A 25,327-nucleotide genomic window follows, 5' to 3' on the forward strand; every position below is an offset into this window, starting at 1 on the left:
GGTTATTGTGCACGGCGGGCCATGCGGGCCGCGCCGGCTGCGTCGCGGCGTGTCAGCCTACATCGCACGCGCGACGATGAAAATCGGCACGAACGACAGCACCGTCGACAGCGCGACGACGAATGCCATCAGCCGGTGGTTGCCGCCGTACTGCGTGGACAGCACATACGAATTGCTCGCGCACGGCAGCACCGAATAGAGCAGGATCAGGTTCCCGGACAGCGGCGACACCGCGAACGCCTTCGTCGCGGTCAGCGCGAGCAGCGGAAACCCGACCAGCCGGATCGCGGTGGTCACGAGCCCCGCCCGCACGAGCGCCGCTTCCTTGCGCGGCAACGGCAGCCGCAGCGCGGCGCCGACGCAGATCAGGCTCAACGGCAACGCGGCGCCGCCGAGCACGTCGACGGTCTGGTCCAGCGCGGCGGGCAACCGCCAGCCGGTCAGGTTCAGCACGATCCCGAACGCGCTCGCGACGATCAGCGGATTCGCCGCCACCTTGCCGACGATCCCCACGAGCCCGCGGCCGCCGGCCTGGCCATGCTCGAACGACAGCAGCACGAGCGTGTTCGAGATCGCGACCATGTACGCGACGACCACCGCCGCGATCCCGTAATCCGCAGGGCTCAGCAACCCCGACGCGACCGACAGGAAGATGTAGCTGTTGAAGCGGATCGAGCCCTGGACGATCGACGTGAACGACGCATGCGGCACCGCGCACAGCCGGCAGCCGAGCACGACGGCGGCCAGCACCGCGAGCGTGAGGCCCGTCAGCAGCAGGATCGTCGACTTCGACGACGCATCGAGCGGCCCGGCCAGTCCGATCGAATGCACGAGGAACGCGGGAAACAGCACGTAATGGGTCAGTTTCTCGGCGGACGGCCAGAATGCCGCATCGACCAGCGCGATGCGACGCACCGCGACGCCGATACAGATCAGTGCGAAGGCGGGTGCGACGGCAACCCAGGCGAGTTCGGTATGCATGGCTGAACAGGTTCGGTGAAGGAGGAAACCAGTGAATCGGCGCGTTCGAGAAGCGACGGCTCGGGCGCGGTCGTGTCCGGATCGGGGTCGAACGGCAACCCGACGGCGGCGAGCGCTTCATACGCGAGCGCCGGTGCGAAACGCACGCCGGAGCCCGACGCGCCCGCCACCGCGCAGCCGTTTCGGCCGATCGGTGTGACCCGGGGATTGCGGTCGGTCGTGTAGCCGTCCACCGCCACGCGCGCGGCGAGGTGCGCGTCGCGCAGGCCCGGAAAATGACGCGCGAGCAGCCCCTGTGCCAGTGCGCGCTCGTCGGCGCTCGGCGCGACGCGCGCGCCGGCGGCGCACCCCCATGCGTGCGACGTGATGCTCAGCAACCAGCCGCGCCGCGCGTGCACCGGCGCGAGAAACGCCTGTGCGTCCGGCAGGTAGACGACCGGCGAGTCCGGTGCCGGCGGCAATGCGCGCCCGTCGACATCGAATGCGACGATCTTCTTCGTGACGATGTCCGGTCGCGCTTCGCCGCGCGCGTCGTCGTCGGCTTCGCCATCGACGGCCGGCCACGGGCCGCTCGCGCGGACGAGCCGGTCGGCGTGCAGCGTCACGCCGTTGGCCACGAGGGTCCAGCCGCCGGCATGGCACGTCACGTGTGTAACCGGCGCGTCGAAACGCGCGACGGCGCGCGCGCCCGTCAGGTAGTGCGCGACCAGCCGGGGCACGTCGACCAGCCATGCACGGCCGGCGCGCCAAAGACGCACGCCGTCGGGCAACGCGCCGAGCAGCGCGTCGCCGGCATCCGGCGTATCGGCCGGCACCGGCGTCGCGAACAGCGGGCCGCCTGCGTTGGATGCGGCCGCAACGAAGGCGAACGGCGCGTCGCGCACGCAGCGTCCGGCCCGCGCCCACGCGCCGTAATACGCGTTCGCGACCTGCGATCGCGCACGCCGTTCGCCGATGCCGCAAAACGGCGTGACGACGCCCGCCGACAGCGCCGTCGCGGTCTGCACGAGCGGCCGCGCATCGAACACGGCGATGCGCAGCGCACCCGCATGCCGCGCCGCCACGTGCGCGATCGTCGCGCCCGTCACGCCCGCGCCGACGATCGCGAGATCAACCCGCATCGGCTTGCCACCAGACGGTGCTGATCACGAGCGGCGTCGCGCCGTCGTTCTGCACCTGGTGCGACCGGTGCGATTCGAAATACAGCACGTCGCCGGCGCACACGCGCACGGGCTCGCCGTCGTAGGTCAGCCGGCCGCTGCCCTGCGCGATCATCCAGCATTCGCGCACCGCGTGAACATCCAGCCGCGACGTGCAATTCGGCTCGACCGTGAACAGGCCGCCGCGAAACGGAATCTCGCCGTCGCCGAGCCCGGCGAAATCGGCCTGGCGCAGCACGACGCCCGGCACATGCGACTCCGGCGGCAACGCGCCGACATGCGGAAACTTACGCGCGCTCATCGTGCACCTCCTCCCCGACCAGGCCCAGTTCCGCGAGAATCGCGTCGCGGTCGCGATCGAGCGCCGGTGCGGCCCGGCGGGTGGCCGGATCGGGGCAACCCGATATCTTGATCGGCGTCCCCACGAGCCGGTACGGGCCGACATCCGGATCGTCGACGTCGATCAGCATGTTGCGCGCGGCCGTCTGCGGATGGACGACCGCCTGATCGACACGGTTGATCGGGCCGGCCGGCAGCCCCGCACGCGCGAACCGCTCGCACCAGTGCTCGACGTCGTGCGCCGCCAGCAGGTCGTTGAGCGTGCGTTCGAGCTCGGCCTCGTGATCCTTGCGCGCCTCGCCGCCCGCGAAGCGCGGGTCGGCCGCGAGCGCCGGCACGCCGAGCGCGTCGCACAGCAGCCGGAACAGCTTGTCGTTGCCGGCCGCGATGATGAGCGGGCCGTCCGCCGCGCGATAGACGCCGAACGGCGGCGCGATCGCCGGCCGATAACTGCCGACCGGCCCGGTGACTTCACCGGTCGCGAAATAGCGGCCGATGAAATACTCCATCAGCGCGAGCTGGCAGTCGAACATGCCGATGTCGACCTTCGAGCCCTGCCCGGTCCGGCCGCGCCGCACGAGCGCCATCAGCAGCCCGGTCGTCAGGAACAGGCCGGCCGCGAGGTCGCCGATCGACGGCCCGACCCGCACGGGCATGCGCCCGGGCTCACCGGTCACGCTCATGATCCCGCCGAGCCCCTGGACGATCATGTCGTACGCACGGTGATCCCGAAACGGTCCCGTGTGGCCGAACCCCGATGCGCTACCGTAGATCAGGCGCGGAAAGCGCGCATGCAGCGTGTCCCAGTCGTAGCCGATGCGCGCCATCGTGCCGGGCCGGAAGTTCTCGGTGACGACGTCCGCCTTCTCGAGCAGTGCGTCGAGCACGCGGCGGTCGGCCGGGTCCTTCAGGTCGAGCGCGATGCTCTCCTTGCCGCGATTGAGCGATGCGAAGTAAGCCGACTTGCCGCCGTACCACGGGCCGTACGCGCGTGCATCGTCGCCGGTCGACGGGCGTTCGACCTTGATGACGCGCGCGCCGTGGTCGGCCAGCAGCATCGTGCAGAACGGGCCGGCCAGCACGCGCGTCAGGTCGACGATCACGAGCCCTTCGAGTGCGCCTTCCATCATGCGACCTCCCGCATGCCGGGCGGCAGCACCGCCGCCAGTTCCCCCGCCGTGACCGGATCGAAGCTCGCCAGCGGCGTGACGACCGGCGACGACAGCCGCGCGAAATCGCCCGCGTTCGGTTCGCCGCGCAACCCGAGCGCGCGCCACGCGGTCCGCGCGAGCGCCGGCATCAGCGGGTACGCAAGCAGCGCGAAGCCCTTCGTCCAGCCGTACAGGTCGCCGGCCGCACGCGCGCCGTCGAAGCGCGCACTCCAGCGTTCGACGATCCGGGCCAGCGCGGTCGGGTCGAACGTCGCGAAATCCATCGCGCGCTGCGCGTCGCGCCACGCCGCTTCTGCCGCCCGCGCCGTTTCGTCGGCCGGCGCGCGCGCCGTGAGCGGCCCGCCGATCGCCTCGGCCACATGCCGTTGCACGGTCGCATACGGCCCGTTCACGAACCGGCAGAACGCATCGCGATCGAAGTCGGTGCGCGCGTCGACCGGATTGGTCGACGCGACGAAGAAGCGCACCGCGTCGGACGGTACGCGCGTGCGGGCCGCGAGATCCTCGACCCAGATCGCCCAGCGCAGGCTCGTCGAGAACTTGCGCCCTTCCAGCGTATAGAAATGGTTGATCACGAAACGGTCGAACGGCTTCGACACGCCGTCGGCCATCGCCATTGCCTGGATCCCGACCAGGTGCGACACGCAGTTGTCGATCCCGAATCCGTTCACGGTGATCACGTCCGAGTCGCGGTCGAACGGGTTCGCGCGCAGCCCGTGCTTGCGCGCATAGAGATCGCCGACGAAACGGATCGCGCCGAACAGCAGGCCATGGCCGAACAGCGTGCGCGGCTCGCCGTTCAGCGCGTACGGCAGCCCCCAGCCGGCATGGCTCGTCATGCGAAAGCGCGCGCCGTCGCGGTCGAGATGGCGGCGCGCGATGTCGACGAACACCGGTGCGGTTTCGGTGCCCGCCAGTTGCGCGACCAGCGCGGCGGGCTCCGCGATGTCGAAGAACAGGTTGTCCTGTTCGCGCATCGCCAGCGTCTCGCCCCAGCGCGCCGACGGTTCTTGCACGTCCTCCGGCTGGAAATGCGCGCCGCAGTCCTCGCAGAAGAATCCCGAGACGTCGCGCGCGCACTGCGGGCACCGGCCGAGCAGGAAACTGCCGGTCACGTAGCACGCGCGCGCGGCCGAATACGGCAGGCGTTCACGCACCGTCGACACGCACCGCTGCGCGACCAGCCGTGCGACGAGCCCGTCGTGCGCGGCGAGGTAGGCGTCGTGATGCGCATCGCCGAGCGGATCGACGAACAGGTCGACGTCGATGTTCATGTCGGCGAGATCGTCGACGATGCCCGCGCAGCTCTGCCGCGCGAGCGCCGCCGCGTCGACGCCGGCCTGCCCGGCGCGCAGCGGGATATAGGAATCGTACGGGTCGCTCGCGCACGCGATGCGCGCGCATTCGCCGCGGCTGCGCAGGTGGCGCGCGAGCATGTCGAGCCGCAGGTACGGGCCCGCGATATGACCCAGGTGCAGGCGCCCGTTCGGCGCCGGCATCGCCGGCACGAGCAGGTAGTGGCGCGGGTCGCGAATCGTGTCGATCGCCATGATGGTCTCCGGTTCAGTCCAGCGTGACGGTCACGTCGGCCGCGAGCTCGCGCAGCAGCGCCACGATATCGCGGTCGAGTTCGCACTGCGCGATCAGGTACGCGATCTCGTACGCCTTGAACACGTCCTTCGGCAGCGCCATCTGCGCGCCCTTGCCGGCGACGACCTGCAGGAAACGCAGTTCGGGCCGGCGCCACAGTCGCTCGAAACCTTCGACGCGGGCAATGCGGCCAAGCCCGGGCGGCATCACGATGCGCTGGCCCGCGCGCGTCGACGCCGTGCCGAGCCGGTCGTCGAGCGGGCCGTCGATCGCGCCGCGCGCGAGATCGAGCACCGTGCGATAGGGCGAAAAGCCCGCGACGCTGTACGGGATCAGGTGCGAGTTGATGAACTCGCCGCCGAGTCGGCCGCCGATCTCGAGAATCTTCGGCCCGTCGCGCGTCACCATCACGTCCGCGTGGAACCCGCACCAGTCGATGCCGGTTGCCGCGACGCCCGCGCGCACCATGTCGCGAATGGCCGCCTGCGTGTCGGCCGGCAGCAGCGACGGCGTCACGTTCTCGTACTGGATCGGGATCGACCGGTCGAAGGTCTTGTCGATGATCGCGTTGATCGCGACGCGGCCGTGCGCGACGACGCCGGACACCGAGTGCTCGCTGCCCGTCAGCAGTTCCTCGAGCAGCGCATGATCGCCGTACAGGCTGAACATCTCGCCCTTCTCCGGCGAGTTGTATGCGCGAAATGCGCGATACACCTCGGCGGGGTCGTCGTGCACGTCGACCGGGAAAATGCCGCGGCTGCCGGAGTTGCCGGCCGGCTTCAGCAGCGCGGGCGCGCCGATCCGCTTCAGCGCGGCGGTGAACTCGGCTTCATTGCCGACCACCGCGTAGCGCGGGTTCGCGTTCGGCACCGCGTCCAGCACGCGGCGGGTCGCTGCCTTGTCGCGCACGTTGAGCGCGGCGTCCGGCGCCGTGCCGCGCAGCCCGAGCCGATGCGACAACCGGCTCGCGAGCACGACTTCGAGGTCCTTCCACGCGACGACGCCGGACAGCTCGACGCGACGTTCGCGCAGGTAGTCGAGAATGGTCCGCTCGGCAGCGTCGTAATCGCCGAGCCGGGTCGGAATGATGCCGGCGCAGCCGAACGAGCGGAACGCGTCCGGCGTCGGCGTCGCCACATACAGGTCGAGCCCGAGGCCGCGCGCCGCGTCGATTTCGGCGATCCGCTCGCCCGGAAGCGCGCGCGTGTCGAGATACAGCATGGCCGGTGCATGGGTCATGGCGGTGTGCTCCTGTCAGTTCACGAATTGTTGGGTGGCAGCGTGCGGCGCGTCGCCGTGCGGCCAGTCGACGAAGCCTGGCGGCGTGCCGACTTCGTAGATGGATGCGCCCGCGATCGCATTCGCGATCCGGCCGCTGCGCCACGCGGCGAGACTCAGGTTCGGGTCCGCGATACCGCGTGTCGTGCGCGCGGCGTTCTGGAAGAAAATCCGCGCGGCGCTCGGCCGGTTCCAGCGCACCGCATAGTCGTCGTCGAGCTCCGGCACGCCATTGCGCGTGTGCATCTCGAAGCGCAGCGATTCCAGCGCGCCCGGCATCTGGAATTCGCTCCCCGTCGCGAGCAGCACGACGTCGGCATGCAGCGGCGCGTGCACGCCGGTGCCGTCGTCGACGCTCAGCACGTAGCCGCCGTCCGCGCGATGCAGGTTGGCCATGTTGCGGCCGGGCATCAGCGCGCAATAGCCGGTGCGACCTTCGATGTGCGTGATCTCGTAGAGCCGCTGGTAGATCGCCGTCAGGAGCGGCAGCGTGACACCGTCGCTCGCGAGGCGCTGCGTGTCGAGCGCGTCGCGCTTGCGCTCCGGAGACAGCCGCGAGAAATGTTCGTTGTACTGCGGCACGAACCATTCGTTGACGAATGGCGAATCGTCCATCGGCAGGAAATTCTCGCGCCGGGTCAGCCATGCGACATGCGCGGGCGCCGCATCGCCCGTCAGACCGAGCAGGTGCAGCGCGAGTTCGGCGCCGCTCTGGCCGCCGCCGACGATCGCGACACGCCGGCCGGCGAGCGCCGGCCGCACGGTGCAGAACTGCGACGAATGCAGCACGTCGGCGCCCAGGTGCGGCCGTGCACACGCGGGAAGGGTCGGGCGCAGCCCGACGCCGACGACGAGGTTCGCGGTACGCACGACGCCGTGCGAGGTCGTGACGCGCAGCGCGCCCCCGTCCCGCACGACGCTTTCGACTTCGCAGTCGAACCGCAGGTTGTCGAGCGACGCGCAGACCCATTGCATGTACTGCTCGAACTCGCGGCGGCGCACGGTCGGAAAACGCGCGTTCGCGAACGAGTACAGGCGCTCCGTGCGTTGCAGGAACGCGATGAACGAGTAGCGGCTGCACGGATCCGCCAGCGTCACGAGGTCCTTCAGGAAGCTGGTCGTCAGCGACGAATCGGCGAGCATCAGCCCCGGATGCCAGCGGAACTCGGGCTTGCGCTCGACGAACAGCGAACGCAGGCCGTCCAGCGGCGCCAGCAGCGCCGCCAGGCTCAGGTTGAACGGGCCGACCCCGATCCCGAGCACGTCGACCTCCGCCCCGGTAAGGGCCCGCGGCTTGGCGCCATCGAGCGTCTGAATGTCGAAAGTGTTCATCGCGCCTCCCCGGCACCGGTGATCGAATCGTGAAGAACGGCGCTGCCGGCCTGGCCGAGCACGAGGCCGGCGAGCACCGCGCCGCCACGAACCGCCGTGGCGATCCCGCTGCCGCAATAGCCGCCGCACCAGCCCAGCCGCCCGGCCGTGCCGACATACGGCACACCGTGCGCCGTGAAGCCGAGCGGCGCGGACCACACACGCTCGACGCTCACGTGCCCGAGCGCCGGGAAATACGTCGCCAGCCGCGCGCGCAATGCGGCTTCGGCATCCGCAGGCGGGAGGTCCGGCGCAAGGCCGAGCCGGCTGCCGAACAGCAGTCGCCCGCGGTCGTCGAGCCGGAAGTAGTCCTTGTCGGCGGACAGCGTGCCGTACACGCGCGGCTGCCGCGAAATGCGGCGCTGCATCGCGTCGTCGAGCACGCAGGTCGCGAGCAGGTGCGTGCCGTACCGTTCGAGCGGCGGACGGACGTCGTCCGGCAGCAACGACCACGCGTCCTCCGCGCACACCAGCACGGTGCCGGCGGCGAGCGTCGCATCGTCGAGGTCGAGCGCGGCTGCCTCCGGCGCGAGCCGCAGCGCGTGCACGCGGGCGCCGCGCCGGATCCGCACGCCGAGCCGCGCGGCCCGCATCCGCATCGCGTCGCGTAGCGCGCGTGGCCGGATCAGCGCGAAACGCAGGTTCAACAGCCCGGCGATCGCATGCGCCGCACCGGTTTCCTGCGCGACCGCCGGTGCATCGAGCCATGCGACGCGCGCGTCCGGTTGTGCCGCGTAGTGGTCGAACCGGCGCGCCAGCTGCGCCGCCGACGCGTCGTCGCACGCGAGCGTGATGTGGCCCGGATGCGCCCAGCCGCACGCGAGGCCGCGGCTGTCGACGAAGCGCGCCAGATACGCGATCGCCTGCGCCGCCTCGCGCTCGGCGGCCTGCGCCTGCGCGGCCGAACCCGGGCCGCGCGGCAATGCCGGCGCGACGCTCGCGACCGAACCGAAGTTGAATGCGCTCGGGACGTCGCCGGGCGGATCGCCATCGCAAACGTCGACCGTCGCGCCCTGCTCCGCCAGATGGATTGCGGCGGACAACCCCGTATAACCGCCGCCGACGATCGCGACGTCGGCGGTTCGTTTGCCGGGCGCCATCATGCGTGCTCCGGCTGGTGCTGGTGCGCGTCGACGAATGCGCGGTACGGCGCGTCGAAGAAGAACGCGGGATCGCCGTCCGGCGGTTCGAGCTGGTCGAGCCAGCAGGCCGTTGCCGAATACTTCGCGAGGAACGGCCTGCGCAGCCAGCGCGGATCGCGCGCCTGCAGGAAATTCAGCAGGAAGTAGCGCTGCCCGTGCAGGTCGAGCGTGCCGGCGACCTCGACCTTGCCGGGGCCCGCGCTCATCGACGGGCCGCGCGCGCTGCGCGCGAGCCCTGACACCGACGCGATCGCCGTGTTGTAGATGTCGAGCGCTCGCGCGAGCGGCAGCTCGAAATAGGCGCGCGGCCCGGTATCGCGCTCGACGAACATGTAGTACGGCACGATACCGAGCCGCACCTGCCCGACCCAGTTGCGCCGCCACACGTCGGCGTCGTCGTTGATGTGACGCAGCACCGGCCCCTGCGAGCGGATCACGACGCCGATGCGGCGCAGGTTCGTCACGGCCTGCTCGGCGATCTCCGTCGACAGCTCGCGCCAGTGGTTCAGGTGCGCCATGACCGTCACGTTGCGCCCCGCGTCGACCAGCGTGCGCAGCAGCGCGAGCAGCTCGGGCGTATCCGGATCGCTGACGAAGCGGTACGGCCAGTAGGTCAGCGCCTTCGTGCCGATCCGGATGTTGCCGACATGCTCGAGCCCCGGCTCCAGCAGCGGCGTCAGGTATTCGCGCAAGCGTGCCGCGCTCATCACCATCGGGTCGCCGCCCGTCATCAGCAGGTCGGTCACTTCGCCGTGCGCGCGCAGGTAAGCGTGCAGCCGCGCCGCTTCGCTCGACGCGAATTTCAGCGTTGCATCGCCGACGAACTGCGGCCAGCGGAAGCAGAACGTGCAGTACGCGTGGCAGGTCTGCCCGTGGCTCGGAAAGTACAGCACCGTCTGCGCGTACTTGTGCTGGATGCCCGGGCACGGTTCGCCGTCCAGTTCCGGCTCGTTGAGCCGCTGGTCCGCCGGATGCGGGTTCATCCGCGCGCGCAGGCGCCCGACCAGCGCGTCCAGTTCCGCGTGGCGTGCCGCGTCGCGCGACAGTACGGCCAGTCGCTCGAGGTCCTCGGGCGCGAGCATGTCGGGCTGCGGAAACGTCAGCCGGAACAGCGGATCGTCCGGCACACGGGTCCAGTCGATCAGCTGCTCGACCACATAGCGGTTGACCTTGAACGGCAGCACCCGCGCGACCAGCCCGATCTCCTCGCGCATCCGCGGCGGGAGCGCCGCGAGCTGCGGGATGTCGTCCAGCTTCGAGCGGTTGTACGCCTTGAACACCGGATGCACCGGTATCGACTGACGCGGCGGCGCGCCGCCCTGCACGCCATCGCGCGCGGATATCCGTTGGCCCTCGGATAGTTCGATCATTGACTCGACTCCATTTTTTTAGATGTACTAATGTATGTCGTGTGTCTCGCTGCTCGCCGCCGACGGCCAGGCAGCCCGTCGACGTCCTGCAGATACTAGAAGCAATTGCCGAAGCGAAGCATTACCGCCGTGTTATTTATCCATAAGCGTTTCGCATGCTGCTGCGCACCAATTCAGCGCGGCGCGGCGGCGCCCACCGCTGGTCGCGCAGCCCGCACACGCCTGGCAGGATGGGTCTCCGGCATCCGCCAGTACACGACCAGCGAGATCGCCGCGCACGCGGCGACGTACCAGAAGAACATCGTCTCGTTGCCGCTCGCCTTCAGCCGCAGCGCAACGAATTCGGTCGTGCCGCCGAGGATCGCCGTCGTCAGCGCATAAGGCAACCCGACCGCCAGCGCGCGGATCTGCGGCGGAAACAGCTCGGCCTTCACCAGCATGTGCACCGATGTGAACCCGCTCAGCACGACCAGCCCCGCGAAGACCAGCGCGAACGCGGCGAGCGGTTCGTGCGCGTGCCCGAGTGCGGTGAAGATCGGCACCGACAGCAGCGTGCCGCCGATTCCGAACCACAGCAGCACAGGCCGGCGGCCGACGCGGTCCGATACGAGACCGAACAGCGGCTGCAGCGGCATGTACAGCAGCAGCGCAAGCGTGCAGATCCAGGTCGCCGTTTCCTTGTGCAGCCCGACCGAGTTGACGAGGTACTTCTGCATGTAGACCGTGTACGTGTAGAACGCGACGGTGCCGCCGACCGTGATGCCGATCGCGAGCAGCAGCTCGCGCCAGTGTGCCGCGAGGTCGGCCGTCATGCGCGTCTTCGTCGCGCGCGCCCGGCTGGCGATGAACGCGTCGCTCTCCACGACGTTGCGGCGCATGTAGAGTGCGAACAGCGCGAGCACGCCGCCGACGAAGAATGGAATCCGCCAGCCCCAGCGTTCGAGGTCGTGCGTGCCGGCGAAGATCCGTTGCATCGCGAGCATCAGGCCGAGTGCGACGAGCTGTCCGGCGACCACGCTCACCTGCAGGAAGCCGACGTAGAAACCGCGCCGGTTCGGCGGTGCGATCTCGCTCAGGTAAGTCGCGCTGGTGCCGTATTCGCCGCCCATGCTGAGCCCCTGCAGCAGCCGCGCGGCGACGAGCAGCGCCGGCGCGAGCACACCGATCGTCGCGTAGCTGGGCGTGACGGCGATCAGCATCGATCCCGCGCACATCGCGAGCACCGATTTCGTCAGCGCGGCCTTGCGCCCGCGCCGGTCCGCATAGAGGCCGACGAGCCAGCTGCCCGCCGGCCGCGCGACATAGCCGACCGCCGCGATCGCCGCGGTGTTCATCAGCTGCACGGTCGGCCGGTCGGCCGGAAAGAACGCCGGCGCGAAGTAGATCGAGAAGATGCTGTACGCGAGAAAGTCGTACCACTCGATCAGGTTGCCGGCCAGGCCGCCGACGATCGAACCGATGCGCGGCGGCCCGCCTGCCGCCCCGGTGGGGGAAGTTGCCAAGGTTGTCTCCTGTTCGTTCTGGATCGGGCGGCCGGCTTGCGGCCGCCCGTGCCGCACGCGGGCGTTACGGCTGCCGTGCGGCCGCGTAGCGCGCGTCGAGCCCGTCGAAGCGCGCCTTGTCGACGAGCCGCTGCCGTTCGGCGAACGGCGCGACGAGCGCCGGATCCTCGTCGAGCCGGCCCGTGTCGCGCAGCGTCGTCAGGGCCGCCTGCATCCCGCGCACCGCGCCCTGCAGCGCGGCGTTCGCATACAGCACCACGCCATAGCCGAGGCGCGCCAGTTCGTCGCGCGAGCGGGTCGGCGTCTTGCCGCCGATCACGATGTTGATGAGCTGCGGCGTATCGAACAGTGCGGGCAACCGCTCGACGTCCTCCGGCGTGTCCATCGCCTCGATGAACAGCACGTCGGCGCCGGCCGCCGCGTAGCGGTGCGCGCGCTCGATCGCGTCGTCGATGCCGTGCACGGCCGCCGCATCGGTGCGGGCGACGATCAGCAGGTTCGGATCGACGCGCGCGTCGACGGCCGCCTTCAGCTTGCCGACCATTTCCGCGGCCGGGATCACTTCCTTGCCCGCGAAGTGGCCGCATTTCTTCGGCAATACCTGGTCCTCGAGCTGGATCGCGTCCGCGCCGCTGCGCTCGAGCGTGCGCACCGTATGCAGCACGTTCAGCGCGTTGCCGAAACCCGTATCGGCATCGACCATCAGCGGCAGGTCGACGGCGTCGCGCACGCGTGCGGTGTGCTCGGCCAGCTCGCCGAGCCCGACGAAGCCGAGATCCGGCAGGCCGAGCGACATGTTGGTGACACCCGCGCCGCTCAGGTACAGCGCGTCGAAGCCGAGATCGGCGGCGATCCGCGCGCTCAGCGCGTTGAACGTGCCGGCAACGAGCAATCCCTCGCGGGCGGCGATGCTGCGCCGGAACGCGGCGCGACGAAGGGCGGTGTGATCGGTCATGCAGGGCCTCATTGGTCGAAACGGAACAGGGTAAGCGGCGTATCGCGCAGCACGCGCGTGCGCTCGCCGGGGTCGGGCAGCCAGCGTTCGAGCGCCGCGCAGGTCGCGCCGAAATCGACACGCTCGCGATGCTGCGTATGTGGCCAGTCGCTGCCCCACACGAGCCGCTCCGCCGTGAACGCGGCGCGCAGCGCCTGCGCGGCGCCGAGCGCCGCGTCGGTGCCGTCGCCGGCCAGGCTGTTGCGATAGGCGGCCGACAGCTTGACCCACACGCGCCCGGTGTCGGCCAGCGACAGCAGGTGGCGGAAGCCGGGATCGCGCTCGCCGAGCGTCGGCGACGGGCGGCCGAAATGGTCGATCACGAGCGTGCACGACTGCGCGAGCAGGCTCGCGGCGATCGCATCCAGGTCGGCCGCATCGCGATGGATCTCGACATGCCAGCCGAGCGCATTGACGCGCGCGAACAGCGCGCGCCATGCCCGCGTACCGAAGTCCGGAATCGGCAGGCCGACCAGGTTGAGCCGCATGCCCACGACGCCCGCGCGGTCCAGCGCGGCGAGCGCGTCGTCGTCGATCCCCGGATCGACGACCGCGACGCCGCGAAAGCGGCTCGGGTAGCGCCGCAGCACGTCGACGAAGAACGCGTTGTTGGTGCCGAGAAAGCTCGGCTGCACCAGCACCGCATGCGTGATGTCATGCGCGGCGAGATGCGCGACGTACGCGTCCAGCGACGCGTCGTAATCGGGCGCGTGGCGCACGACCGGCGCGAGCGGCAGACCGCGCGCAAACACGTGCGCATGCGCGTCGATCGCCGCGACGGCGGCCGCCGATGCGTACCACGCGGTGACATTCGGCGCCGATGAAACCGGCTCAACCGGCGGATTCACTGCTCGATCCATGACGACTGCCTGCAAGATGTACCCGGCCCGCATCGCGGGTGACGGGCGACGGAATGAAAGAAGGACGAAAACTACAGCGAGGCGCGGGCCTGCACGTCGCCGTCGGCGCCGGGCCCGGCCACCGCGTCGGGCAACCGGCGCCCGCGCGTTTCCGGCAGGAACCACACCGCAATCACGACCAGCCCGTATGCGATGCCCGCATCGATGCCGAGCGCCGTGCCGAGCGGCATCGATGCGCCCATGTGCCCGACCAGCACCGGGAAGCCGGCCGATGCGATGCGGCCGAAGTTGTAGCAGAAGCCGACGCCGCGCCCGCGCACGTTCCGCGGATACAGCTCGTTGAACAGCGTGCCGAGCGTCGCCGGAATGCCGGCCGAGAACAGGCCGAGCGGGAACCCGAGCAGCAGCATCGCGATGTCGTTCAGCGGCAGGAATACGTACAGGTTCACCGTCACCGCGCAACACGCGGCGAACAGCATCACGTTGCGGCGCCGGCCGATCCGGTCCTGCAGATAGGCGCTGACGAAGCAGCCGCAGATGAACGCGACGATCACGACCGCGAGATACGCCCCCGTGCCGAGCACCGACAGGTGCCGCTCGGTCTTCAGGTAGGTCGGCAGCCAGATCGTGATCGCGTGATAGCCGCCGTGCGCGCCGACGCCGATCAGGCCGCCGACGATCGTCGCGCGCAGCACCGAACGGTCGAAGATGCCCACCGTCGGCGCATCGTCCGCGTGCGCCCGCGCGGGGTGCGCGCGCGGCGGCTCGGAAATCGCACGGCGGATATACAGCACCAGCAGCGCGGGCAGCGCGCCGATCGCAAACAGCACGCGCCACGCCCATTCGGCCGGCAGCCACGCGAACACGATCATGTACAGCAGCACCGCCGCGCCCCAGCCGAATCCCCACGCGCTCTGCACGACGCCCATCGCCTTGCCGCGATGGCGTGCGCCGACCGTCTCGGCGAGCAGCACCGCGCCCGCCGTCCATTCGCCGCCGAAACCGAGGCCCTGCAGCGCCTTCAGCACAAGCAACTGCTCGAAGTTCTGCGCGAACGCGCTCAGGAACGTGAATGCGGAGAACCAGCACACGGTGATCTGCAGCGCGCGCACGCGCCCGTAGCGATCCGCGATCACGCCGGCCAGCAGGCCGCCCAGCGCGCCCGACACGAGCGTCGCGCCGCCGATCAGGCCGGCCTGCCCCTTGCCGATGCTCCAGGTCGCGAGCAGCGCCGGAATCACGAGGCTGAACATCTGGGTATCGAGGCCGTCGAGCGCCCAGCCGGCAAAGCAGCCGCGCAACGTGCGCCGTTCGGTCGTCGATAGTTCGCGCGTCCAGTTCAACGGAGGTCTCCTCGTGTCGTCGCCGTGCGCCGCGTCGTCGCGCCGCTTACCGGAGGCGCCGCCTGTCTCGGCGACGCTTGATGTGCATCCTATGAATCATTTGGATAATTCGCTACTATGTTTCGAATAATTATTCATAACACATGCTTATGGAAATCAGGCACGTTCGCTACTTCCTCGCGATCGCGGATGCCGGCAGCTTCACACGCGCGGCCAGCGAACTCGGCATTGCGCAGCCGGCGCTCAGCCAGGCGCTGAACCGGATGGAGAAGGAGCTGGGGGTCAGGCTGTTCGACCGGTCACGGCGCGGCGCGGCGCTCACGCCGGCCGGGCTCGCGATGGTCGACGACCTGCGCCTGAGCGTCGCGCGGCTCGACGCGGCCGCGCACCGGGCAGGCGAGATCGGCGCGCAGCGCGCCGGGCGCCTGACGATCGGCTTCGTCAGCGCCGCGCTGTTCGACACGCTGCCGCGCGCGATCCGCGCGTTGCGCGAGAGCGCGCCCGACGTGGAACTCGTGATGAGCGAGATGAGCAATGCCGAGCAGGCGATCGCGCTCGAGCGCGGCGAGATCGATATCGGGCTGCTGCATACGCCGGTCGCGGTCAACGGCAGGATGCGCGAGAAGCTGATCCGGCGCGATCCGCTCGTCGCGGTGCTGCCGAAGGATTTCCCGCGCCAGCCGGGCGGCGCCGTCACGCTGGCCGAGCTTGCCGCGGCCGGCCTCGTGTGGTTTCCGCACGATCAGCTGCCACTGATCCGCGCCGGCATCCTGAGCGCGTTTCGCCAGGCCGGGCATGCGGTTGACATCGTGCTCGACGTCAACCGCACGCTGACCGTGGTCGCGTGCGTCGCCGCCGGATGCGGCGTGTCGCTGCTGCCGCGCTCGATCCATGCGTTCGCCTTCGACGGCGTTGTATACAGCCCGATCCGCGACGGCGCCGCACTGCCGAATTTCGAACTGAGCGCGATCTGGCCGGCCCGGTCGCGCCCGACGCTCGCGGACCGCTTCGCCGCGCTGTTGCCGTCGGCCGACACGCGCGCCTGAGCGGCATGCGGCCGGGCGTGACGCGGCAAGCGTTCCGGCAACCGCCCGGGATGACACAGGCGCGCCGACGAACCGCACGGCCTTCCTCGGCACGAATCCGATCGGCTCCCGTTCGTCATGCCGTTCGTCAACCCCGTTCGACGACGCACCGCGCCCTGTATGCCCCGCGCTCGCCTGTCGCGTTACGCCAGGGTCGCCGTGGCCTGCATCGTCAGCCAGCCGTCGCGATCCTTCGCCCACAGCTCGATCGTCCGGCCATCATCCGACGGCTTGCCGCATAGCGTGAACGGCTCCCCGTCGAACGTCGGGCGCACCGCGCGGAACGCGAAGCTCGCGAGCGTCGCGTCGGGCCGTTCGCGATGCACGAGATCGACGAGCAGCGTCGCGATCAGCGGGCCATGCACGACGAGCCCCGGATAGCCCTCCTCCTGCGTCACGTAGCTGCGGTCGTAGTGGATGCGGTGACCGTTGAAGGTCAGCGCCGAATAGTGGAACAGCATCACCGCGTCGGCCGTGACCGTGCGCGACCACGTCTCGCCTGCCGGCGCCGCGACCGGCTTCGACGCCGGCGCGCCCGGCTGCGGCGCATCGCGATAGACGATGTCGTGCTCCTCCTCGACACACAGCTCACCGTCACACTCGACCCGGTGCTGCACCGTCACGAAGACGAGCCGGCCGCTGCGGCCCGTCTTGTCCTCGAGGTTCTCGATCGTCGATTCGCGCGTCGCGCGCCGCCCCGTGCGCAGCGGCGCATGGAAAGTCAGGCGGCCGCCGGCCCACATGCGGCGCGGCAGCGGCACGGGCGGCAGGAAGCCGCCGCGCTTCGGATGGCCATCGGGGCCAACTTCAGCCAGTGGCGCGACGGGCAGGAAATAGAGCCAGTGCCACATCGGCGGCACGACGTCGCCGGGTGACGGGCGGTCGAGCGTGGCGGCCAGCGCGTTCAGCGGAAACGCGGTGATGTCGTCGCCGAGCGTTTCGGTCTTGCCCAGCCACGCGTCGAGCGACGTCGGGGCGGGCGGCTGCGAGGATGAAGGGGACACGTGCGGAATCTCCAGGTGGCTTGCAACGGCCTCAATATGCATGCCGCGCGCCGTTTCGCGAAGCCGGATTTGCCGAACCCCGGCTTCGAACCTGCCTGACCCGCGAGCGGCCCTGCAGGACGACTTTCATCTGACCATTCGATCGCAGCCGCCAAACGCACCACCCGTGCCGGCAAAACCTTACAGCTTGACCATCCCCGGCACGCCGCCTAAATTGCATCAGATGGGCCTGCCGCGCCGCGTGTGACGTGTCATCCGGGTGACAAAAACGATAGTTTGCTATCGAATTAATTTGCCCCTATCATCTCGCCCATGACCAATCTGCACGACCTCCGCCTCGCCGTCAGCAGCCTTCTCGTGCTGTCCGCGCGCAAGTGGCGCCGCACCAGTGACGGCGTGCTGACTACGTACAACGTGTCCGAGGCGTGCGCGACGCCGCTGCTGATCGCCGGGCGCCTCGGCGAAGGCGTGCGCCAGGGCACGCTCGCCGAATACGTCGGCATCGAAGGGCCATCGCTCGTGCGCCTGCTCGACCAGCTGTGCGCGGCCGGCCTCGCGCGCCGCGACGAGGATCCGCACGACCGTCGCGCGAAAACGATCTCGCTGACGGCCGCCGGCCGCGCGGTCACCGCGAAGATGGAGGAAGACCTGCGCGTGCTGCGCGCGCAGGTGCTCAAGGGTGTCACGCGCGCCGATCTCGAAGCGACGCTGCGCGTGCTCGACGCCTTCAATGCGTCCGAGCTGCACACGCCCGCCGCGCGCGCCTCCCACACCGGTGACGCCACGTCATGACCTACCCGAGCCTTCGCGACTGGCTGTTCTCGGGCAAGACGTTCGCCGCGTCGATGCTGGCGCTGTATCTCGGCCTGTATTTCCAGTTGCCGCGCCCGTACTGGGCGATGGCGAGCGTCTACATCGTGTCGAACCCGTTCGTCGGCGCGACGCGCTCGAAGGCGCTGTATCGCGCGCTCGGCACAGCGCTCGGCGCGGCCGCCGCGATCTTCTTCGTGCCGCCGTTCGTCGAGACGCCGCTGCTGTTCGCGATCATCGTCGCCACCTGGTGCGGCACGCTGCTCTACCTCGCGATCTCCGATCGCACCGCGCGCAGCTATGTGTTCATGCTCGCCGGCTACACGATGCCGCTGGTCGCGCTGCCGACCGTGACCGATCCGTCCACCGTGTTCGACGTCGCGATCGCACGTACCGAGGAGATCGTGCTCGGCATCGTGTGCGCGAGCGTGGTGGGCAGCGCGATCTTCCCGAACCGGCTCGCGCCGACGCTGATCGAGCGCACCGACGCGTGGTTCAAGGATGCCGCGTTCTACGGCCGCGAGACGCTGTCCGGGCACATCGCCGGCAAGGCGCTGTCCGCATGCCGGCAACGCCTCGCGGCGACCATCACGGGCCTCGAATTCCTGCTGAGCCAGCTGAGCTACGACCATGCGCACCCGCGCGTCCTCGCGCGCGCGCAGGCGCTCGCGGGCCGGATGCAGCTGTTCCTGCCGCTGATGTCGTCGCTCGCCGATCCGTTGATCGCGCTGATGCGCGACCTGCATATCCGGCCGGCCGGGCTCGACGAGTTGCTTGCCGATGCCGCGACATGGTTCGACGCGCCGCTGCCGGCCGTCCGGGCCGGCGCCAACGGCGACATGACCGACGACCCGGTCGCGCAACGCCTGCGCGAACGCATCGCCGCGCTGCAGCCGGCTGACGACGCGCTCGCGAGCTGGGACGGCGCGCTGCTGTCGAACGCGCTGTGGCGGCTGCGCCAGGTCATCGACATCTGGCAGGACTGCCGCTCGCTGCGCGCGCTGATCGGGAACGAAACGGGCGTCTGGCAGCCGCGCTACCGGCACTGGCGGCTCGGCGGCACCGAGCGCTTCTTCGATCGCGGGATGATGCTGTTCTCGACGCTGACCGTCGTCGCCGCGATCGTGTTCGCGAGCTGGCTGTGGATCGCGTCCGGCTGGCACGACGGCGCCGCCGCCGTCACGCTCGTGGCCGTGTCGTGCAGCTTCTTCGCCGCGCTCGACGAGCCGGCTCCGCTGGTGTTCAAGTTCTTCCTCGCGACGACCGCGAGCGTCGTGTTCGCGGGCCTGTACCTGTTCGTCGTGCTGCCGCACGTGCACGATTTCGCGATGCTCGTCGTGATGTTCGCGGGCCCGTTCATCCTGATCGGCACGCTGCTGCCGCGCCCGCAGTTCAACATGGTGACGATGCTCGTCGCCGTGAACACGGCCACCTTCATCAGCATCCAGGGTGCGTACGACGCCGATTTCTTCGTGTTCCTGAACAGCAACCTCGCGGGTGTCGCCGGGTTGTTGTTCGCGTATGTATGGACGCGTGCGACGCGGCCGTTCGGTGCGGAACTCGCGGTGCGGCGCCTGCTGCGCTCGGGCTGGGAAGATGTCGCGCGTTCCGCGTCGACGCAGCCGCTCGACGACCAGCGCAACCACGCATCGCGGATGCTCGACCGCGTCACGCATCTGCTGCCGCGCCTCGGCGCGTCCGACGATCATCGCCACCCGTCGATCGAGAGCTTCCGCGACCTGCGCATCGCGCTCAATGCGCTCGACCTGCGCCGCTCGCGCCGCCGGCTGTCGGGCGACGTGCCCGATGCGATCGATCGCGTGCTGGCCGGCGTCACCGACCACTACGAACGCTGCGCCGCCGCGAACGCGCGCCAGCCGGCACCGCCCGCGCTGCTTGCAACGATCGACGATGCGCTGCGCCGCGTCGCGGGCCGCAACCTGCCGGGCGCCGCGCCGGCCGACGACGGCACGGCGCCCACCGCGCCCGCCGCACCGGCCACGCCCGCCACGCATCGCCGGCTGCGCGACACGCTGCACGCGCTCGTCGGCCTGCGCCTGTCGCTGTATCCGGCCGCGGCCGGGCAGCCGCCGCAGGCGCCGGACGGAGCACGCGCATGATCCCGCTTTCCCATCTGTCCTTCCGACCGCGACCATGATCGGCGAAATCGACATCTTCGGCGTATTCGTGCCGGCCCCGCTCGTGCTGATGCTGATCGCCTACCTGATCAACATCGTCGTGCGCGCCGTGCTCGAGCGCGTCGGCTTCTACCGCCTCGTCTGGCACCGTTCGATCTTCGACCTCGGCATCTACGTGTTCGTGTTTGCCGCCGTCGTGATCGTGTCCCACCATCTCGTGGCTACCTAACGTGAAAAAAACCTGGCTCTCGGCAGGGCAAATCCTGCTCACCCTGATCGTCGTCGTCGTGGCGGCCATCGTGCTGTGGCGCATCGTCAACTACTACATGTTCTCGCCGTGGACCCGCGACGGTCACGTGCGCGCCGACGTGATCCAGGTCGCGCCGGACGTGGCGGGCCTCATCACGTCGGTGCAGGTCGCCGACAACCAGGAGGTCAAGCGCGGCCAGGTGCTGTTCGTGATCGACCAGGCGCGCTACGCGCTCGCGGAACGGCTCGCCGAAGCCACGCTCGCGCAGCGCCGCGCGACGCTCGCGCAGGCGAAGCGCGAGTACGCCCGCAACCTGCAGCTCGGCAACCTGGTCGCGAGCGAGCAGGTCGAGGAAAGCCGCACGCGCGTCGAACAGGGCGAAGCGGCCGTCGCCGATGCGCAGGTGTCGCTCGACACCGCGAAGCTGAACCTGCAGCGCACGACGATCGTCAGTCCCGTGGACGGCTACCTGAACGACCGCGCGCCGCGCGTCGGCGAATACGTGCCGGCCGGCCGCGCGGTGCTGTCGGTCGTCGACCGCAATTCGTTCCGCGTCGACGGCTACTTCGAGGAAACCAAGCTGCGCGGCATCCACATCGGCCAACAGGTCGACATCATCGTGATGGGCGAGCCGCGTGCGCTGCGCGGCCACGTGCAGAGCATCGTCGCCGCGATCGAGGATCGCGACCGCACGCAGGGCGCGAACCTGCTGCCGAACGTGAACCCCGCATTCAGCTGGGTGCGGCTCGCGCAGCGCGTGCCGGTGCGCGTCGTGCTCGACGAGGTGCCCGACGATTTCCGGATGATCGCGGGCCGTACCGCGACCGTCTCGATGCGCGAAGCCGACACGCGCCGCAACGACCAAACGAAGCCGGCGGCCGGCGCGTCGGCGGTCGCCGCACCGGTATCGACGGCTTCCGGCACGGCCGCCAGCGCGACAGGAGCATCGCAATGAAGCGGCACGGTCTGCGCCTCGCCGCGACGCTCGCGCCGCTTGCGCTCGCACTCGGCGCGTGCAAGTCCGTCGGCCCCGATTACACGCTGCCGCAGCAGGCGTACGTGAATGCGCCGCTCGCGAACCATGCGCTCGACGATGCGAACCGCACGCTCGTGTCGCGCGACGCCGTGCCCGGCAACTGGTGGCAGCTCTACGACGACCCCGTGCTCAACGCGCTCGTGCGCGATGCACTGAAGTCGAACACCGACCTGCGCGTCGCCGCGGCCAACCTCGCGCGTTCGCGCGCGGCGCTGGAAGTCGCAAGCCAGCAGGGTGGCTTCTCGGGCGGCGCGGAAGCCGCCGTGCAGCGCGCCCAGGAGTCGGCCGAGCAATACCTGCTCGAGAACAAGCTGCCGATCGTCAACGAAGGCGCGGTCGGCATCAACGTGTCGTACGAGATCGACCTGTTCGGCAAGCTGCGGCGCGGCGTCGAAGCCGCGCGCGCGGACAGCGAAGCCGTCAGGGCCGCCGGCGACCTGGCGCGCATCACGGTCGTCGCCGACGTCGTGCGTGCGTACGTCGAATCGTGCTCGGCCGGCGACGAGCTGGCTGTCGCGAAGCAGTCGCTCGCGCTGCAGAAGCAGCGCGTCGCGCTATCGCAGCGGCTGCGCGATGCCGGGCGCGGCAACCAGACCGACGTGACGCGCGGCGTGACGCAGGTGCGCACCCTCGCCGCCGATATCCCGCGCTTCGAAGGCCGCCGCAAGGTCGCGCAATACCAGCTCGCCGCGCTGCTCGCGCGTTCGCCGGCCGACCTGCCGAAGGCCGTTGCCGAATGCGAGCGCCTGCCGAAGCTGCGCCAGCCGATTCCGATCGGCGACGGCGCCGCGCTGCTGCGCCGCCGCCCAGACGTGCGCGCAGCCGAGCGGCAACTCGCGGCCGCGACCGCGCGGATCGGCGTGGCGACCGCCGCGCTGTACCCGTCGATCAGCATCGGCGCGTCGGCCGGCTCGGTCGGTGTCGCCGCCGACCTGTTCTCGTCCACGACGAATCGCTGGTCGTTCGGCCCGCTGATCAGCTGGTCGTTCCCGGTCAACGGCCAGCGTGCCCGCGTACGCGAGGCCGAAGCCGCGACGGGTGGCGCGCTCGCGCACTTCGACGGCGTCGTGCTGAACGCGCTGCGCGAAACGCAGTCGAGCCTCGCAACCTATGCGGCCGACGTGCAGCGCATGGAAGCGCTGCGTACTGCGTATGAATCGGCACGCAATTCCGCCGACGAAACGCATCGCCTCTATCTGGCCGGCCGCGAGTCGTTTATCTCCGATCTCGACGCGACGCGTACGCTGACGAGCGCGCAGGCGCAGGTGGCAGCCGCCGAAGGCCAGGTCGCGACCGACCAGGTGCGGCTCTTCCTCGCGCTTGGCGGGGGGTGGGAATCCGACGGTACGACGGCCGCACCGGACGTCCGCCCCGACGCCACGCGCACCGCCGCGACACCCGCGACCAGCGAGTAATCACGGCAGCGCAGTCATCTTCAGGACATCACGCGCATCTGGCGAAACGCTTGGCGGCGGCGAGCTTTCCTGATGCGCGCCATAGCGTCGGAAGGACGACGAACCCCCACGTTGACGGTAAACTGGCCGATGCATTTCCATTCATCTTTTGCCGCTGAACCCCCAGCAGCATCCACCCGGAGATCCATCATGCGAACCAGCGCCCGCAACCATTTCGCCGGCCAGGTCAGCGCCGTCAAGACCGGTGCCGTCAACGACGAAATTACGCTCCACACGCAGGACGGCCTCGACATCGTCGCCGTGATCACCCACGGCAGCGCGGCTTCGCTGGGCCTCGCGGCAGGCTCGAAGGCATTCGCGCTCGTGAAGGCGTCGTCGGTGATCGTGATGGTCGACGTCGACAGCAGCAAAGTGTCGGCCCGCAACTGCGTCGCGGGCACCGTATTGTCGGTCGCGAAAGGCGCGGTCAATTCGGAAGTCGTGATCAAGGCCGCGGGCGGCGCCGAGATCGTCGCGATCGTCACCAACGACAGCGTCGATCGCCTCGGCCTCGCGAGCGGCACGGCCGCGTCCGCGATCTTCAAGGCATCGAGCGTGATCGTCGGCGTCGAATGAACGCATGACGATTGCGATGGCAACCCGTTTGGCACCGCGCATTCACGCGAATCGCGACGTGCGGCTGCCGGTCGGATGCATGCGATGACAACCGCGTTCGATCACGCTCGGCAACGGGCGCTGCAGTCGTTGCTGTCCGCGGCGGCCAGTGCCGACACACCCGATGCACGCCTGTTCGGCGCACTCGTTGCGGCACGCGCGCGCCGCAACGAACTCGGGCTGCTCGGCCTGTCTCGTCGTCAACTGGCCGGCCTGCTGACGCGGCAGTTTCCGCACCTGCCTGCGGCCGATGTCGCAGCGCTCGCGCCAACGGCCGCGATGGCAGTGCTGCCATCCCCTCACGCGGCGTTCGTCGCAACGCTGCACACGCGGCTGATGAACGACGCGAATCCCGCCGCCGACCGCGACGACGCCGGCTGTCTCGCGTCGATCATCGCGCACGCCTGCCTTCGCCCCGATCATCTGTGGCGCGATCTCGGGCTCGACGGGCGCGACGCGGTATCCGCGATGCTCGATCGCTATTTCCCCGCGCTTGCCGCGCGCAACGTCGCTCACCTGCGCTGGAAGAAATTCCTCGCACAGGAAGTGGCCGCCGCGCTCGATGTACCGTCGGGCCCCGCCCCCGGGTGCCCGGGCTGCGAGGATTTCGGCTTTTGCTTTCCCCACGCGCGATAACCACCGCGGCTGCCGGGCTGCTCATCCGAGTCGTCGCATCGCTATCCGGAGAACCCGCCCCATAAACGGTTACCTTGCGCACCGTATCGCCTGCTGGTCATGACGCGCTCAATGCCGGTGCCGGTGATGAATGTCCGGAAAATGCGCATGGCTGTGCGTGATCGGCAGATGCACGTGCGGATGCGTGTGCGGTTCGTTGCCGTCGTACGCAAAATCGTGCGCATGCTGATGATGTTCGTCGTGCCGATGCCGATGCGTGTGCTCGAGTGGCTCGTGCGTGTGCGTGTGTTCATGTCGTTCGCGAACGTGCAGCCAGATCCCGAGCGCCATCAGCACGGCAGCGATCCAGAACGTCCCGGGCGGCAGCGCGGGCCAGATCAGCAGCGACAGCACGACGCCGAACAGCGGCGCGATCGAGAAATATGCGCCCGTGCGCGCGCTGCCGAGATGACGCAGTGCGACGACGAACAGCACGAGGCTGATCCCGTAGCCGCCGAGCCCCGTCAGCATCGCGGCAGCCGTGACCGGGACAGCCGGCAGCGTCGCGCCGGTCGCCAGCGCGATGCCGATGTTCACGGGGCCGGCGATCAGCCCCTTCGCGCACGCGATGACCATCGCATCGTTTGCGGCCACCTTGCGGGTCAGGTTGTTGTCGACCGCCCAGCACAGGCATGCGCCGACGATCAGCAGCGCGCCGACCGGCACGCCTGCGTGGCCCGGCGTCCACGACAGCAGCGTGCCGCCGGCGACGATCGCGACCATTCCGAGGAACACCTGCGAATCCACGTTCTCGCGAAACACGACCCACGCGATGACGGCCGTCAGCACGCCCTCGAGATTGAGCAGCAACGCACTCGTCGCCGCTGGCGTGCTCGACAGCCCGAGCATCAGCAACGCCGGGCCGGCCACCCCGCCCGCCGCAATCGCGCCGGCCAGCCAAGGCAGGTCTGCACGCTGCAGCGGCGCGGCGCCTGCGGTCGTCGCCTGCCGGTTGTGCAGGCGACGAAGCAGGATCCCGATACCGAGCCCGACGCCGCTGCCGAGATAGAACAGGCCGGCGACCATGAACGGCGACATCGCGCCGATCAGCGCCTTGGCGAGCGGTGTCGCGGCGCCGAACAGCGCGGCAGCGGTGAGCGCGACGAGGATCGCGGAATGTCTCGAGTGCATGATCCGGTTCGAATTGACGTTGAAAGA

At 69.7% G+C, this 25,327-nt stretch carries 23 protein-coding genes; 8 read left to right on the forward strand and 15 right to left on the reverse strand.

From position 1 onward, the window contains the following. Positions 1-57: 57 nt before the first annotated feature. The 13 genes from CFB43_RS37150 to CFB43_RS37210 form a co-directional block, all read right to left on the reverse strand. A complete protein-coding gene (locus tag CFB43_RS37150) occupies positions 58-981 on the reverse strand; it encodes an AEC family transporter (protein WP_089498994.1) in 924 nt (307 codons plus the stop codon). Continuing rightward, positions 933-2,102 carry an NAD(P)/FAD-dependent oxidoreductase gene (locus tag CFB43_RS37155; RefSeq protein WP_089498995.1) on the reverse strand — a complete coding sequence of 390 codons (1,170 nt, stop codon included), beginning with the start codon at positions 2,100-2,102 and terminating at the stop codon, positions 933-935. Before CFB43_RS37155 ends, CFB43_RS37150 begins: the two co-directional genes overlap by 49 nt. Continuing rightward, on the reverse strand, positions 2,092-2,442 hold the full coding sequence (locus CFB43_RS37160) for a cupin domain-containing protein (protein ID WP_089498996.1): 351 nt from the start codon (positions 2,440-2,442) through the stop codon (positions 2,092-2,094). The genes CFB43_RS37155 and CFB43_RS37160 overlap by 11 nt, the downstream gene beginning before the upstream one ends. Beyond that, complete coding sequence (locus CFB43_RS37165) at positions 2,429-3,610, reverse strand: CaiB/BaiF CoA transferase family protein (protein WP_089498997.1); 1,182 nt, start codon at positions 3,608-3,610, stop codon at positions 2,429-2,431. Before CFB43_RS37165 ends, CFB43_RS37160 begins: the two co-directional genes overlap by 14 nt. Next, positions 3,607-5,202 (reverse strand): methionine--tRNA ligase, encoded by a 1,596-nt coding sequence (locus CFB43_RS37170; RefSeq protein WP_089498998.1) that lies wholly within the window; start codon positions 5,200-5,202, stop codon positions 3,607-3,609. The genes CFB43_RS37165 and CFB43_RS37170 overlap by 4 nt, the downstream gene beginning before the upstream one ends. A gap of 13 nt (positions 5,203-5,215) precedes the next feature. Beyond that, complete coding sequence (locus CFB43_RS37175; protein WP_089498999.1) at positions 5,216-6,481, reverse strand: ATP-grasp domain-containing protein; 1,266 nt, start codon at positions 6,479-6,481, stop codon at positions 5,216-5,218. Positions 6,482-6,496: 15 nt separating this feature from the next. Next, positions 6,497-7,852, reverse strand: a complete 1,356-nt coding sequence (locus CFB43_RS37180) for a lysine N(6)-hydroxylase/L-ornithine N(5)-oxygenase family protein (RefSeq protein ID WP_089499000.1) — start codon at positions 7,850-7,852, stop codon at positions 6,497-6,499. Continuing rightward, complete coding sequence (locus CFB43_RS37185; RefSeq protein ID WP_089499001.1) at positions 7,849-8,994, reverse strand: NAD(P)/FAD-dependent oxidoreductase; 1,146 nt, start codon at positions 8,992-8,994, stop codon at positions 7,849-7,851. The genes CFB43_RS37180 and CFB43_RS37185 overlap by 4 nt, the downstream gene beginning before the upstream one ends. Continuing rightward, complete coding sequence (locus tag CFB43_RS37190; RefSeq protein ID WP_089499002.1) at positions 8,991-10,403, reverse strand: KamA family radical SAM protein; 1,413 nt, start codon at positions 10,401-10,403, stop codon at positions 8,991-8,993. Before CFB43_RS37190 ends, CFB43_RS37185 begins: the two co-directional genes overlap by 4 nt. Before the next feature lie 173 nt (positions 10,404-10,576). Beyond that, positions 10,577-11,962, reverse strand: coding sequence for an MFS transporter (locus tag CFB43_RS37195; protein ID WP_373452576.1), 1,386 nt, complete (start codon positions 11,960-11,962; stop codon positions 10,577-10,579). A gap of 7 nt (positions 11,963-11,969) precedes the next feature. Further along, positions 11,970-12,860: an isocitrate lyase/PEP mutase family protein gene (locus CFB43_RS37200; RefSeq protein ID WP_089499004.1), complete on the reverse strand. Its 891-nt coding sequence runs from the start codon at positions 12,858-12,860 to the stop codon at positions 11,970-11,972. An 8-nt stretch (positions 12,861-12,868) separates the two neighbouring features. Beyond that, positions 12,869-13,759 (reverse strand): amidohydrolase family protein, encoded by an 891-nt coding sequence (locus tag CFB43_RS37205; protein ID WP_089499005.1) that lies wholly within the window; start codon positions 13,757-13,759, stop codon positions 12,869-12,871. Between the two features lie 71 nt (positions 13,760-13,830). Further along, positions 13,831-15,102 (reverse strand): MFS transporter, encoded by a 1,272-nt coding sequence (locus tag CFB43_RS37210; RefSeq protein ID WP_089499006.1) that lies wholly within the window; start codon positions 15,100-15,102, stop codon positions 13,831-13,833. A gap of 149 nt (positions 15,103-15,251) precedes the next feature. Here CFB43_RS37210 and CFB43_RS37215 point away from each other — a divergent pair, with 149 nt between their 5' ends. Further along, complete coding sequence (locus tag CFB43_RS37215) at positions 15,252-16,148, forward strand: LysR family transcriptional regulator (protein WP_089499007.1); 897 nt, start codon at positions 15,252-15,254, stop codon at positions 16,146-16,148. Between the two features lie 182 nt (positions 16,149-16,330). On the opposite strand, the gene CFB43_RS37220 is transcribed toward CFB43_RS37215, so the two are convergent. Then, positions 16,331-17,191: an FAS1-like dehydratase domain-containing protein gene (locus CFB43_RS37220; protein WP_089499090.1), complete on the reverse strand. Its 861-nt coding sequence runs from the start codon at positions 17,189-17,191 to the stop codon at positions 16,331-16,333. A gap of 312 nt (positions 17,192-17,503) precedes the next feature. Between CFB43_RS37220 and CFB43_RS37225 the strand changes: the two genes are divergently transcribed. The 7 genes from CFB43_RS37225 to CFB43_RS37255 all read left to right on the forward strand — a co-directional run bounded on the left by CFB43_RS37225 (position 17,504) and on the right by CFB43_RS37255 (position 24,130). After that, complete coding sequence (locus tag CFB43_RS37225; RefSeq protein WP_089499008.1) at positions 17,504-17,983, forward strand: MarR family winged helix-turn-helix transcriptional regulator; 480 nt, start codon at positions 17,504-17,506, stop codon at positions 17,981-17,983. After that, positions 17,980-20,121, forward strand: a complete 2,142-nt coding sequence (locus tag CFB43_RS37230) for an FUSC family protein (RefSeq protein ID WP_089499009.1) — start codon at positions 17,980-17,982, stop codon at positions 20,119-20,121. The genes CFB43_RS37225 and CFB43_RS37230 overlap by 4 nt, the downstream gene beginning before the upstream one ends. A gap of 34 nt (positions 20,122-20,155) precedes the next feature. Beyond that, complete coding sequence (locus tag CFB43_RS37235) at positions 20,156-20,368, forward strand: DUF1656 domain-containing protein (protein ID WP_011350409.1); 213 nt, start codon at positions 20,156-20,158, stop codon at positions 20,366-20,368. A 1-nt stretch (position 20,369) separates the two neighbouring features. Beyond that, positions 20,370-21,344: an efflux RND transporter periplasmic adaptor subunit gene (locus CFB43_RS37240; protein WP_089499010.1), complete on the forward strand. Its 975-nt coding sequence runs from the start codon at positions 20,370-20,372 to the stop codon at positions 21,342-21,344. Beyond that, positions 21,341-22,840 (forward strand): efflux transporter outer membrane subunit, encoded by a 1,500-nt coding sequence (locus CFB43_RS37245; protein WP_089499011.1) that lies wholly within the window; start codon positions 21,341-21,343, stop codon positions 22,838-22,840. The genes CFB43_RS37240 and CFB43_RS37245 overlap by 4 nt, the downstream gene beginning before the upstream one ends. Positions 22,841-23,029: 189 nt before the next feature. Continuing rightward, complete coding sequence (locus tag CFB43_RS37250; protein WP_089499012.1) at positions 23,030-23,455, forward strand: TOBE domain-containing protein; 426 nt, start codon at positions 23,030-23,032, stop codon at positions 23,453-23,455. An 84-nt stretch (positions 23,456-23,539) separates the two neighbouring features. Then, entirely contained in the window at positions 23,540-24,130 is a 591-nt protein-coding gene (locus tag CFB43_RS37255; RefSeq protein ID WP_089499091.1) for a nitrogen fixation protein NifQ, read from the forward strand. A 108-nt stretch (positions 24,131-24,238) separates the two neighbouring features. Here the strand turns inward: CFB43_RS37255 and CFB43_RS37260 are convergent, their stop codons facing one another. After that, on the reverse strand, positions 24,239-25,300 hold the full coding sequence (locus CFB43_RS37260; protein ID WP_089499013.1) for a DMT family transporter: 1,062 nt from the start codon (positions 25,298-25,300) through the stop codon (positions 24,239-24,241). Positions 25,301-25,327 lie beyond the last annotated feature (27 nt).

It is taken from the genome of Burkholderia sp. AU15512, from assembly GCF_002223325.1.
GTDB lineage: Bacteria > Pseudomonadota > Gammaproteobacteria > Burkholderiales > Burkholderiaceae > Burkholderia.